At 50.8% G+C, this 12,917-nt stretch carries 9 protein-coding genes; 2 read left to right on the plus strand and 7 right to left on the minus strand.

Going from position 1 to position 12,917, the window contains the following annotated elements; translation table 11 throughout:
* The first annotated feature begins 36 nt into the window (after positions 1 to 36).
* Together B0I18_RS00875 and B0I18_RS00880 are read left to right on the plus strand one after the other, a co-directional pair.
* Positions 37 to 1,725, plus strand: coding sequence for a capsule assembly Wzi family protein (locus tag B0I18_RS00875; protein WP_106520763.1), 1,689 nt, complete (start codon positions 37 to 39; stop codon positions 1,723 to 1,725).
* A 19-nt stretch (positions 1,726 to 1,744) separates the two neighbouring features.
* Positions 1,745 to 2,257: a gamma carbonic anhydrase family protein gene (locus B0I18_RS00880; protein WP_106520764.1), complete on the plus strand. Its 513-nt coding sequence runs from the start codon at positions 1,745 to 1,747 to the stop codon at positions 2,255 to 2,257.
* Between the two features lie 42 nt (positions 2,258 to 2,299).
* Here the strand turns inward: B0I18_RS00880 and B0I18_RS00885 are convergent, their stop codons facing one another.
* From B0I18_RS00885 to B0I18_RS00915, 7 genes are all read right to left on the minus strand, one after another.
* Complete coding sequence (locus B0I18_RS00885; RefSeq protein ID WP_106520765.1) at positions 2,300 to 2,911, minus strand: hypothetical protein; 612 nt, start codon at positions 2,909 to 2,911, stop codon at positions 2,300 to 2,302.
* Between the two features lie 18 nt (positions 2,912 to 2,929).
* Positions 2,930 to 3,541 (minus strand): sterol desaturase family protein, encoded by a 612-nt coding sequence (locus B0I18_RS00890; protein WP_106520766.1) that lies wholly within the window; start codon positions 3,539 to 3,541, stop codon positions 2,930 to 2,932.
* A gap of 144 nt (positions 3,542 to 3,685) precedes the next feature.
* Positions 3,686 to 4,549 carry a hypothetical protein gene (locus B0I18_RS00895; RefSeq protein WP_146146621.1) on the minus strand — a complete coding sequence of 288 codons (864 nt, stop codon included), beginning with the start codon at positions 4,547 to 4,549 and terminating at the stop codon, positions 3,686 to 3,688.
* Positions 4,550 to 4,559: 10 nt separating this feature from the next.
* Positions 4,560 to 5,741, minus strand: coding sequence for a hypothetical protein (locus B0I18_RS00900; protein WP_106520768.1), 1,182 nt, complete (start codon positions 5,739 to 5,741; stop codon positions 4,560 to 4,562).
* Positions 5,722 to 6,201: a hypothetical protein gene (locus tag B0I18_RS00905; RefSeq protein WP_106520769.1), complete on the minus strand. Its 480-nt coding sequence runs from the start codon at positions 6,199 to 6,201 to the stop codon at positions 5,722 to 5,724. Before B0I18_RS00905 ends, B0I18_RS00900 begins: the two co-directional genes overlap by 20 nt.
* A 32-nt stretch (positions 6,202 to 6,233) precedes the next feature.
* A complete protein-coding gene (locus B0I18_RS00910; protein ID WP_106520770.1) occupies positions 6,234 to 11,732 on the minus strand; it encodes a penicillin-binding transpeptidase domain-containing protein in 5,499 nt (1,832 codons plus the stop codon).
* A gap of 66 nt (positions 11,733 to 11,798) precedes the next feature.
* Positions 11,799 to 12,899 (minus strand): hypothetical protein, encoded by a 1,101-nt coding sequence (locus tag B0I18_RS00915; RefSeq protein WP_106520771.1) that lies wholly within the window; start codon positions 12,897 to 12,899, stop codon positions 11,799 to 11,801.
* Positions 12,900 to 12,917: the final 18 nt, after the last annotated feature.

Here is a 12,917-nt window from a genome sequence, read left to right on the forward strand (position 1 = left end):
TAATGCTATTCCCCTCCCGATAAAGGAATTTATGCTGTGAGAAAATTACTGCTGTCTGTATCCTTAAGCCTGACTACCCTTGCTGCTGCCACTGCGCAGACTACCTACCTGCCCCTCGGTGCAGCGGAATACCATGTGCTCGACAGGCTGGAAACATTAAGCGGCGAACTGAGCAATGATTTTAACTCGGGGCTGAAACCCATACCCCGCAAGGGTGCTGTGGCGTTTCTCATCAAACAGAAACGCGAGGGACTTTATCATTCCGGCGGCTTCAGCAATACCGACTTCTACAATATAGACCGGGCACTCTCCATAAGCGGCGAGTGGTCGGATACCCCTGAGGGTGATGATGGCGCCCTGCCCTCGCGCCGGCCCATCCTCAAATACTTTTATCAAAAGCAACCCGACCTGGTCCATGTCAATACCGGCGACTTCTTCCTCGTAGTCAACCCGGTGCTGTACCTGCAGGGTTTCAAAGAAAGAAACCAGGACGGTATTAAATACATCAATACCCGCGGGGCCGAGATCAGGGGCCGTATCTTCAACCATATCGGTTTCTATACCATGCTTGGCGATAACCAGGAGAAGGCGGTAAGTTATGTCTACGACTGGGAACGGGCGCATAGCGCATTTCCCGGTAACGATTATTACCTCAATACCTCGGGCCATGGTTACGATATCTTCCTGGCCAGGGGTTATGTGGATATCGGCGCATTTAAAGACAGGCTCAATATTACTTTCGGTTACGACAAGCAATTCTCGGGCGACGGCATGCGCAGCCTGCTGATCTCCGACTTCGGCGCACCGGCCACCTTCCTGCGCCTGCGCACCAAGATCTGGAAACTGACCTACGAAAATCTTTACCTGGAGCTGATGCAGGATTATGCACGCGGTACCGACCGCATCCTGCCGCATAAATATGCCAGTATGCACCAGGTGAGTATCAATGCCACACGCTGGCTTAATGTCGGCATTTTCGAATCGACCATATATGGACGTGGCGACCGCTTTGGCGTAGAGTACCTGGTACCCGTCATCTTTTACAATACCGCGGCCCGTGCCCTCGGCGCTAACCAGAAAACCGCGCTGGGTTTCAATTTCAAGGCTATGGCTTTACAGCGGTTGCAGGTATATGGCCAGGGTTATTTCGACCAGGTCAAATTAGGCGAACTGGGCAAAGGCTCCTGGGCCAACCAGTTTGGCGCACAACTGGGCCTCAAATATTTCAACGCCTTCAACCTGCTTAACCTCGATCTTCAGGCAGAAGCCAATGTGGTCCGTCCTTTTACGTATGCGGCCAACGACACGATATCCAATTATACCCATTACAACCAACCGCTGGCGCACCCTTATGGCGCGGGCTTTGCCGAATTTATCGGTGTAGCGCGTTACCAGCCGCTCAATAAGCTGTACCTGACCGCAAAAGCGATCTATTCGATGCGCAGCGTAGACAGCAACGGAACCGTAAACTATGGCAGCGATATCTTTAAACTGACCGATAACCGCACCCAGCTCGATAAATACGGGCTTACCCCGGGCGAAAAGGTGAAGGGGCTGTACCTCAATTTCAACGCGGCTTTCGAGCTTCGTCCCAATATTTTCCTGGAAGCAGGCGCCACTCATTTACGCCGTACCTATGAGTCGGGGGTGGCTTTACCCTCTTCGACCTTTTTCTATGGCGGTCTGCGCTGGAATATCTCCCGCCGCGAAAATGACTATTACTAATCGCTAATCCTTAATTCTTATGCCGGTAATTCTTCCCGTAAAAGGCGTGCAGCCCCAGATACCCGACAATTGCTTTATTGCTCCCAATGCCACCATCGTAGGCGATGTGGTTATGGGCGACGAATGCAGCGTATGGTTCAATGCCGTGATCAGGGGCGATGTAAACAGCATCCGCATGGGCAATAAGGTCAATATCCAGGATGGCGCCTGTATACACGCCACCTACCAGAAGACCAAAGTAAACCTGGGCAATAATGTATCGGTAGGCCACAATGCTATTGTACATGGTTGTACGGTTGCAGACAATGTGCTGATCGGCATGGGCGCTATTGTGATGGATAATGTGGAGATCGGCAGCAATACGATTATCGCAGCAGGCGCCGTGGTGCTCGAAGGCACACAGGTACCCGCAGGTTGCATCTTTGCCGGCGTACCGGCCAAAAAGGTAAAGGATATCAGTGCAGAACTGATCAAGGGAGAGATCGAAAGGATTGCCAATAACTATACCATGTACAGCGGCTGGTTTAAGTAAATACAGCAGCCTTTTACACGTACGGCCTGCAATAGCCGTCCCTTAAGATTTTGAACGGCCCATGGTATTTTCTCCGATCCAGTTGCGGAGCTGGTTCGCCAGCAAGGCCTTGCCAGGTGCGGTATTGAAACCGGGATCTTTTACCTTCAGGCGCCGCAACGCGCTCAATTCCCCCAACATGGTATACAAGGCGATCGCAGCCTTCAGCTGGAAACGGTCTTTATAGAAAGACTCCAGTTCGAGCAGCGCCGGTTGCAACCTGTTGTCCGCTAAAAAAGATAAGGCTTTGGTACAGGTGTCCCCGGGAAGATTATCGAGCAGGCCCCAGTGGCCGGTATGTTCCAAGTAAGGCGTTGCAATATCCTTGCCGCAATACTCCTGCTGCTTCAACACGAAAGCGTAACAGGTGAGGCGTTCTTCAAAAGGCAGGTCCGAAACAGCATCGTATAGCCGTCTCCGGAGCTTTAACCCATCTTCATAACCGAGCCCGAAACCGATCCAGAATTCCGCGAAATCGTAAGGCGAATCCTGTGCCGATTTATAAGCATCGAAAGCTTTCGAACGGGTATAATCCCACAGCTCCTTACCCGACCGCAAAGCTTCCTGCCGCCCATCCAGCTGGCCCCGGCCCATTTCCGTATAACTTATACCCATGAATTAAAGTAAGCCTTTTTATTTCTTCGGCGGTACCGTGCCGAATACATGGTCCCATAATACGGAACTTACCCCGAAGCCTTTTTCCGGGTATTTGTAATGATGGAGATGATGATTGCGCCAGAGCGCTTTCAGGAAAGAAGGTGGTGTAAATGCATGAATGGCATAATGCATGGAACCATATAACAGGTAGCCGAACATAAAGCCGGGAAAGAAGCCCAGCGCATTCCAGCCCATCAGCAGGTACTGCAGGCTGAAGAAAATGGTAGCCAGCACGATACTGGGCAAGGGCGGCATAAACAGCCGCTCCCGGTCGCGCGGGTACTCGTGGTGCACGCCGTGCATGGTATAAATGATATTCTTCATCCTCTGGTTTTCCGAGGCAAAATGAAATACGAAGCGATGCATGATGTACTCGAAAAAACTCCAGAACAACACCCCCGAAAAGAAGAGCAGGGCTTCCCTGCCGGCCGAAAGGCCATGATACGTATAACCGTAATACAGCAGGAAGGCAATTACCGGGAAATAGATACTGTAAATGACCGCAGGATGGGTCTTGGTCATCATCTCAATATAGTCACTCTGAAACAACCGCCCCTGACCCTTGTTTTTTATTTTATCAAAGTCCATAGCATATTGAATTTACGCCCACAAAATAAACGTGCAGTAACCAAAAAGGTTGATTACATCTTCATTAATTCAGACAATCCTGTCCTCCGTAACCCCTATCGGTGCTGCTCCTTATGATCGTATGATAAAGATAATCGAATATGCCTATTTCACATTATAGGTTTTGATTATTTTATTATATTTATCGAAAACATAACGCACGTGTGCTTTCACGGTCTTGGTTACCTGGTCTTTAATACTGAAGAACTCGTAGTCAGCATACATATCATAAGTATTATCTCCTGTCTTCTTAAGGCGTACCCGCTGGTGTTTACCATCGGCCGATTTATCCCATACCGAAGTATACCGTCTGGTCAGTTCTTCCTGCGAAGGATAGTTGATATCCCAGTACTGCTGCATATCGGGTGAGAAGCAATCCAGTATCGCACCGATGTCCTTCGACTCTTCGGCCTTCAGCAGGTTATGGATCACGCCTTTGTTCACTTCATCGGTTTCTGTTTCGGCCAGTACCGGCTCTTCGGGTTCGGTTGCCGTTTGTTTTACCGGGGCCGGGGCGGTCTTTGCCGTATCGGGCTTTTGCGCGGTAGTGGTATTATCCGGCTTTTTATTTGTGGTATAAAAAGCGAATGCACCGGCCAGTGCCAGCAACACGATTATGCCCACATAGAGCACGGTTTTATTGCTCCTGGCCTGTGGCGCCGCATAGTCGTAAGCCGGCGGGGGAGGCAAAGGTGTTTGCTGCGGCTGCGGCGCCTGTTGTTGCGCCTGCTGGGGTTGTTGCAACGTTGCAGATGATAAGGGGGCTACCGCCTGGTAAAACTCCTGCTCATACAACAGTCCTGTAGTGGTATCGATACCCCAGTGCTGGTAAAGCCCCTGCAGTTGCGAGGCGATCTCGGCATCTGAAAGTATAGCCCAGCGCCGCTGCAGTTCTTCGGTTGCCGGTGCGCTGTATTTTTTGAAATGGAGAAAATTAATGTATCCCCTGATATTGGTGCTGTTAATCATGATCCGGATTTTATTCAAATATTTGTTGCAGCAAAGAAGGTTCTTTATACGCGAAAGCGACGATCTTGCCGTTATCATCTTTCTTCGCTTCGTAATTGGTGGCAGCCGCCCTGATGCAGTCGTACAGGATAATATTACCGTCCTTGTTCATAAAACGGTAGTTACCGCTTAAAGGTTCGGTTTGCCCTTCGGCATTGATCACCATAATTTTTTGTGGTGCGGTAAAATTATTGCTTTTGATATCACCCTCGAAACTATAGTAGTACCCGTCCGACATGCCGGCAATGATCACGTACTTCACATTCTCCGTCACGGGTTGTTTGATCACCGCAAAAGTGGCGTCCACTGCGCTCCTGGGTATACCGCCGGCGTGTATGGCGATATACTTGTTTTCCATACCGGCATCCAGGCTCATCGAACCGATGATGATTTTACGGTACAGGGCTTTCAGATCGGCATTCTCCGCCTTATTGGTCTTTATCTCTTTAAAGGCGGTCTGGTACAGGTTAAACTCTTTTACGTTATCGACAACGTAATTGGTATTGACATACCCGAATTGCCCCTGCCGGTTAAACAGGTAAGCCATGAAATTATTTTCCTGCAGGAGCACCTTACGGCAGGGATAAGTTTTATCGGAGTTATCGATACCGCGGTAATAGATCTTATCGTCTATCGCTTTCATCTTCTGGTACGAAGGGATATTACTTTTCACTTCGAACAGGTCGAGCCGCGCTACGATCTCTTTCTCCTCGTTACGCACCGATACATTGTCGGTAATGGTATAGATATAACTGGCCCCGGCATAACTCATATACCGGAAGCCCGTGTACCCCGCCAGCAGCAATACGATCACCGCAACTACCCACAGGCTACGCTTCCAGGCTGCAGGCTTACGGCGTACTGCAGGCAGGGTTTGCTGCGGTTGCGGGCGCGGCGGAGGTGGGGGCGGCATCTTAGGTGCAGCCTGCGGTTTTGGAGCAAACAGGGTCTCTTTAAAAAATGCGTTGATCTCCTGTTTCTTCTCAGCTTCACCCAATCCCCAGGAGGCAAAAAGGCCGTCCAGCTGCACATCGATTTCTTCGTTGCTCAGGGCTTTCCAGCCCTCCAGCAGAGCGGCGGGCGGTGCTATGTTCTTCTTCTTTTTATAGAGGAAGGTAATAAACTCGGCTATGTTATTTTGCGCTATCGACATGCTTCGTTGGCGTTGTATTGATTTTGCCGGTCAGGCGCAACAGTACGTCGTTCGGTACGGGAACACCCTGCTGTTCGTCTATCCGGAATAAGGCCCTTACTACTTCTTCGCCCGGATTATACTTGATATCAAAACCATAATCGTTGAGCTTATACTGCAGCAGGGCATCGTTATTATTAAAAAAACTGCCGGGTGCGTTCTTATCGATCTTTACAGACAGGTCCAGCACTTTGTCCTCGCGTGGCTGTATGGTAACCCCGGCATAGTTACTACGCACCAAAGCTACAAAAGTATCCAGCTTCATCACGTTGAAATTATCGGGACCAAAGGCGGGTGCATGTTCGGTTACAGGCGGTGCAGGACTGTTATCGGTATGGGTAAAGAAGAAATACAGGGCGCTGCCCAGGACCAAAGCCAATAGGGTAAAGGTAAGCTGCCAGCGGTAATTGCTATTTTTCATCCTCTGTTTATAAGTTTATACAGGCCGCACCGCTACCTGCCGATCGTATTGAAATATTGTGTAAACGAACGCGAAGCCATCGTACGGTTAATGATATTGTTGAGCAGGCTCCAGTCAAAATCGCGGTTGTTATCCACCGCAAAATACAGGGCATATACTTTGGTATCGGGCTTACCGATATTGGCTGCCTGCTGCAGGTCTTTATTGGCAACCACTACAATCAGCCTTCTCGAGTTTTTGGCGCCCGAGCCCTGTTCGTTGATGGTACCCGTTTTGGCATAGAAATAGTAACCCGGGTGTGCACCGCGCAACCCGCCTATGGCATGGGCTGTACCGCTTCCACCGTAGATCACATCGTTCATACCCTTAAACACACCGGCGGCCAGGAATTGATTAAAGGGATCGTTGCCCTGCCAGGTACTGTCTGCCTGCCAGGGTACAACGGCGGCACGCGCCGGCAATACATGCAGGCTGGTATTCCTGTTTTGCGTAAACAGGGCCGTATACATCTGCAGCATCATAAACGGCGACATCTGGTAGGGATAACCGCCCAGGGTCGCGGTCTTCAGGCCCAGGTTAAAGTTCTGCTCCGGATCGGGAAAAGCACGCTGGCCCTGCAGGAAGCTGGATTGCTCGGGGAAGCTCCACAGGAAGTTACTGCCTTTGTTACGCGACAGCATCGCGTAAAGCGTACTGTCTGCAATGTTGACGCGGGTATAGGAGTTACGCGCATAACCGTTTTCGTCCATATCGCTGGTATGCAGTTTCAGGTTGCGCTCCAGGCCCAGGGCCAGTACGGAATGCTCGTTGCCGAAATAGCTTTTCTTCTTTTTCGCCTCGTAATTGGTAAGCGGCCAGTTGCCGTTGCGGTTGTTATAATTGGGCAGGTAATATACGCCGCCGTTAAACTCGAATACGGGATAACTGTTGTTGGCCCCGGCCTGCCCGCTCAGTACGTTTTTAAGACTTACGGTGTTATTCTTCACAAAAGCCGATTTAGGATACGATCCCAGGAAGATAATGGCCGACTGGTAGAAGTTGCTGGATACTTCGATAAACTTATCTACACCCAGCAAACCGGCGCGATAGTGATCGTCGTTCTCCCAGGGTTTGCGCAACCGGAAACCGCCGTAGTTGCTGTACGCGCCCTGGTCGGGAGCACGCATGTACAGGCTGCCCCAGCCCGCGTTTACCTGCGAGGCCACAGCCGCCATGGTTACGGGTTTGATCGACGATCCGGGTCCGAGGTGCATCGACATCAGGTTGCTATTGCCCCACTGGTCGCGCTCGTTGCGGATATTGCTGAAAAAGAAATGCCGTTGCTGCAACCTGTTGATCGAAGCCTTATCGTTGGGATCCAACGGGATTCGGTTGCTTACAAAATCGTTCATGGTGCTTATATTGCCATTGCCATCGGCGGCAATCACGCTGAACTTAAAGCGCTTGTTGGCCCGCGCCGTATTGCCATACGTGGCATCGACCATACGTTGCACATCCTCCACCAGTGTATAATCCAGGCTTATGCCTACATGCCGCTGCAGCATACTGTCGGCGGTGTAGGCATTCCGTACCGCATTGGCAAAATGGTACATCCAGAAGTTATTGCCGCGCTGCGGATACAGGATTTCATAACCGCCGTTGATCCATTTATTTACGGCAAATACATTGCCGGCATTGGCAAAAGCGATTACCGACTTGTTACCGCGGCTGTTGATGCTGACCACATCTTCGCTGGCGCTGGTACTGGCATAGGCTGCAGACAACTGTTTTACCCGGCTGCCGCCCGGCCGCGATACAAAGAGTTCGCCTTTGCCGCGCTCCGAAGCTTCCAGACCGATGATACCGATATCATCCTTGGCTTTTACAAACCAGCCGGCTGGCAATACCGCCATACGGATACCCGATGCCGCATCATAGCGGCTATAAGGCAGGGGCACTACGGTACGGTTGTTGTTGTAATCGATATGTGCCTGGGCGGTCAGGTTGGTCCAGGCTTCCCGCACCGAACCATTCCACACCTTGCGGTTCTCCACAGCAGGCAACTCGAGGTACAGGTGTTCGTTGTACAAGGCCGTATACTTGTCGTTGTCGTAGATCATGTACAAGGGATTGTCGATACGCAGGGCGCCCGAAGGCTTTTCCACCAACTGGCGGAAAATACTTTTGGTATAATTATCCTTCAGCGAATCGTCGAGCAAAGCCTCGAAGCGTTTATCTTTTTCCAGGGTACGGATCAGGCTGGTATAGGTATATTTTTTATGCTTTGCATCAAGGCTGTCCTGGATCTCGTACAGCACGGCATTCAGGTCGCGGTTGATCCAGGTTTTGGTTTTTTCTACGATAATGGAAAAGTTATTACTGCTGAGCTCGTTCGACTTAATCGTGGTTAAGGCAAAACCCGCTACCAGGGCCGTAAAGAAGGCATAACGGGCAAAGTTGTTCTGCAGTTTCAACTGGTGCGAACGGTAAGTTTCAGGCTGTTGCGTCAGGGTTATGCCAAACAGGATCAAAGGCAATACCACGCTGAGCTTACTGGTAAGACTCAGGAAGGGGAAATCCTGCCCGAAGAATACAAACCTGTTGGTGGCCGTCAGCCATACAAACAAACTGATGGTAAAGAGCAGCAGCAAAGGCAACACACCGGCATAAGAACGGTAGTTGAGTTTAAAGTAATGATTGTCGGTAAGCCGGTACGAGATCAGGTACAGGATCAGGGGCAGCAGGGTAAGCACCAGCACCAGGTACATGGTAAAGTTGCCGAGCTCGCCGATCACGAACCTTGCGATCACCACATCGCGGGTTTGTGTATTGTAATCGACGCCTACTTTGGAATAAGGCCTCAGGTTGATCACTGCATTATTATCGTAGGGCTTATTGATATACGAGTTAATGAACCACTGGTTTTCGGCCGTCTCGATGATCTTCCGCGTCTGGAAGGAAGAGAAGGCGTTTTGCGCCAGCAGTTCGCTGATGGGCTGGTGGATAATGGAAGCGCGGAACTGTACATGTTTAATGGCACCGGTAGCCTTGGCTTCGATCAGGTTGCGCGTAGGCGGCACCACGAGCAGCAGGGTGAATACCGCCAGCACTGCCGTAAGCGCCAACCGTATTTTTGCATATTTCCGGTAGAACAGCCACAAAATGATACAGGGCACGAACAGCACCAGCCACAACACTACGAGCTTATACGTGATCAGGTAATAGAACAGCGACTTGAACGAAAGTATGGCCAGGTATACCACCAGCGACAGGATGCCGTATACCCAGTAATTATTGGGGCGGAACAACATATGCTGCAGCTTTACCTCCCCCGAGTTAAAGGGCTTCTTCAGGAAATTGAGGAAGATGTTCTTCAACAGGATGAACAAGGTAAACAGGATCGCAAAACCCCGGTCGGTAAGGGCAAAGTACAGGATGGTAAGCAGGGTGATGAGGAATACCGGGTTGTTGATAAAGTAATGCAGGTAAGCCTTGGCCCGTATATAAAATCGCGATTCGCCCGGCTTTACCCACTCCGCATCAAAGCTGAAATACTTATTGGCCAACATGGCAAAATAACAATAACCGACTACAGGTACAATGATCGCGGTAACCCGGATCAGGACTTCGAGGTGTAATATTTTATCGTTGATAAAATACAATACGGTACACAAGCCAATAAACAACGCATAACCGGTGTTGATGCGCTTCATGGTCTTCAGGTTCCATTGTTCGGCCGGCGCCCAGATCACGCTACGGCCCCTGGCCGCTACATAACGGTAGGCCGCCAGGATAATGAGGAAGAGATACACCCAGATAAGCGTAAGCGGTACCGGTAAACGGATACCCCAGCGATAATCGAAATTAAGGATCGTGTTTTCCAGTTCGTATTTCGAAATATTTTCCAATGGAGGAAAGGTAGCCAGGCGCCAGTACAGGATAAAGCGTACGATAAGCAGGGCATAGATTACCGTGAAAATAACCGGCTCGATACGCACCAGGCTCTTACCCGGGAAGAAGATGAGCAACACGGTAAAGCCCAGGTAGATCAGCAGGGCAAACAACAGCAGCTTGCTGTAATGAAAGCCGTTCTGTGAAAAGTCGCGGATCGCAAAGAGGTATTGCACTTCGCTATCCGACGACTGCAGCCGGAAGCGGTTATTCGATACTTTGTAATAGACATTATTCCGGTTATGGTCGGAAATACCGGCCTGCAGCGCCACATTGGGGCCCTGCGACAGGTAATCGATACTGGCATTGATGGTATGATCCGTACCCAGGTTATAGTTTTTAAAAAAGAAACCTTCCTTTAATTCGCTGGCAATGATATTCTCGTTGTTGTTGGAGATAAAGCGCAGGTTGCGGCTCCCGGTCTGCTGCTGGGCTTCCGGACCGGATAAGAGGTAAGCCGGCGGATAATCGAACAACAGCGCCAGGCTGCTACCCGAGGCCGAGGCATCATAGTCGGCATTATTTACGGTACCGAAATAGGCTTTCTCATTCACGTTATGAAAACCGATGTAGAACTTACGGCCGGCGGCCAGGCTGGCGCTGTTGCTCACCTGGGGCTGCACGGCCTGTCCATCGGCAAAAAGCTGGTAGCGGTTGGCTATAAAATCCTGTGCAGGAAATACGGTGTAATAGCGCTCCGTACCGTTGTAATTGGCCAGCAGGTAACTCTCGCCCAATTGGCGCAATAAGTATTCAAGCACCAGGTAACTTTCGTTTTGCCCCGAGGAAAAACTCCTGCCATTCAGCAACAGGTTGTACAACAGTTTACCTTCTTTCAACTCCCGGTCTTCCACCACCAGGTGATCCGAGTAAGGCAGTGTTATATTCGCCTCCTCGGCCAGCCGCGGGTCTTTCGACTCCACACGGATATCATAGGTCATTTTCTTGCCGCGGCCACCACGCAACATATCCATAAAACCGCGTTCCTGCTCCTGCAGCGATACCTCCAGGGTATTGAGCCCGTTGGAGATCTTAAAGCTGCGGTTAAACCCTTTGGGAAAAATATTATTCAGTGGTGTATACACTTGTTCCTCCTCCGTTGCCCCGAATACCGGCTGGTAAAAATCGCTGAACCGGAGACTCACTTCCGCATCGCCCTTCCGGGTAATGTCCAGCCCGCCATAGGTATTGAAGCTGTCGCGGGAGGCCTGGGTCAAACTAAGCGTCTTGCGAAAGGTAATGCCCGTATTGCTGATACCGTGATAGTCGTTGTTCAGGAACCAGGGATGGCTGCCCGATGGGTTGGTGGTACGGCTGATGCAGATAACGCCGCTGACAAACACCGTGGTCAGCAGGGCAAAGGACAGGATTACTTTATACTTTTTGATTACGGCTGCCGCTCCGGCCCGCACTTCATCGGAAACGTCGACGGCATTGGTCTTCTGGTAAATAATATTTTCGATATTGACCTGCAGCACATAGTAAACCAGGCAAGCCACGATGGCGATGCTCAGGAACCAGCTGATGATACTGCCAAAAAACAGGTTCAGCAATATGATCGCCAGGGCAGGCAGGACAAGATATAGACCTTTTAACCTCATCGGAATAGTTTATAGGGGATAGCGCAACATAAAAGGCCGGCAGCCAGGACGACCGCCGGCAGTATCTTACAGGTTTTTGATCCTGTATCCCGACAATATGGTGTCGTCGAGACCGGCAGAGCCCTGCTCATGCAGCAGGTCGGTTACCGTTCTTATATTTTTAGGGATCTTATCTTCCGGCGTAGTACGGTCTATCTCGGTTACCGCCACTTCGGCGCCGGGTGCTTTCTGGTTAAGCAGGTAATAAATATTGGCTTCGTCGAAGGCTTGTTTCTTCGCGATCTTATACCGGGTAAGGCTACTGAAATGCATCGCCATCTTCAGCACCGCCTCCAGTGTATCCTTACGCGACCCGCTTTCTAGCGCTTCGTGCATGGGCGCCACCAGCTTGCGGAAGGCCTCATTGAAATAGCTGCTGTCGAAACTGCGGTTTACGTTCAGCTTCTTTTCCAGGTCGGCATGAGTGGCCTGGAGTTGTTCCAGTTCGGCCAGGGCAGCGGCCAGTTCCTGTTTTACTTTTTTAAGTTCTGCAGCATTGCCCTTCGGCTCTTTACCGGCGGCGGCAACGGCTACAGGCTCCGGGTCGGCTACGGGAGCGGCTTCCGGCGCTTTTTTGTTTTTTACCAGCATACGGGTCAGTAAGGCGCTTACCAGGGCCACGCCCAATGCGGCCAGCAACAGGGTCATCCAATTGTCTTTCCAGAGGTTGCCGCCATCGTCGGCAGCAGGCGTCTCGTTTACACCGCCGGCCTCGCCGCCGTTATTGTTCGCAGTTTCGTCGACGTTTTCATCCGGACCGCCATTATAACCCTCGGGTACGATCATCAGCTTCTTACCGGCAAAGGTATTGGCCTTATTGATCAGCTTTTCGCCGGCCAGCAGCGAGCGGTCCAGGTCATGGTATTCTTTATCGATACGCGCGGCATCTACTTTTACCAGGCGCAGCAGGCGTTCATTCTCTGCCGAGCTTTTTAAACGCAGCAACTGGCCTTCGCTATGCAGCGGGAAGGTGGCAGCGGTAGCGCCGCTCTGCACTTTTACTTCTTTGCCTTCGTTAACGATGGTTATGGCGGCCGTATCCTTGTAACCGTTAATGCGCCAGTGTTGCGCAGTTACGAACAGGGGACCGGTACAAAAGACAAGCAGGGTCAACAGGAAGTTTTTCATCGATGTCCGCATTTTGTT

It is taken from the genome of Taibaiella chishuiensis, assembly GCF_003014535.1.
In the GTDB taxonomy this organism is placed as follows: Bacteria; Bacteroidota; Bacteroidia; order Chitinophagales; family Chitinophagaceae; genus Taibaiella; species Taibaiella chishuiensis.

Coding starts and splice junctions, on each gene's coding strand:
- B0I18_RS00910 (WP_106520770.1), bottom strand. CDS start 11,732: ATGAGGTTAAAAGGTCTATATCTTGTCCTGCCTGCCCTGGCGATCATA.
- B0I18_RS00905 (WP_106520769.1), bottom strand. CDS start 6,201: ATGAAAAATAGCAATTACCGCTGGCAGCTTACCTTTACCCTATTGGCT.
- B0I18_RS00895 (WP_146146621.1), bottom strand. CDS start 4,549: ATGATTAACAGCACCAATATCAGGGGATACATTAATTTTCTCCATTTC.
- B0I18_RS00900 (WP_106520768.1), bottom strand. CDS start 5,741: ATGTCGATAGCGCAAAATAACATAGCCGAGTTTATTACCTTCCTCTAT.
- B0I18_RS00890 (WP_106520766.1), bottom strand. CDS start 3,541: ATGGACTTTGATAAAATAAAAAACAAGGGTCAGGGGCGGTTGTTTCAG.
- B0I18_RS00915 (WP_106520771.1), bottom strand. CDS start 12,899: ATGAAAAACTTCCTGTTGACCCTGCTTGTCTTTTGTACCGGTCCCCTG.
- B0I18_RS00880 (WP_106520764.1), top strand. CDS start 1,745: ATGCCGGTAATTCTTCCCGTAAAAGGCGTGCAGCCCCAGATACCCGAC.
- B0I18_RS00885 (WP_106520765.1), bottom strand. CDS start 2,911: ATGGGTATAAGTTATACGGAAATGGGCCGGGGCCAGCTGGATGGGCGG.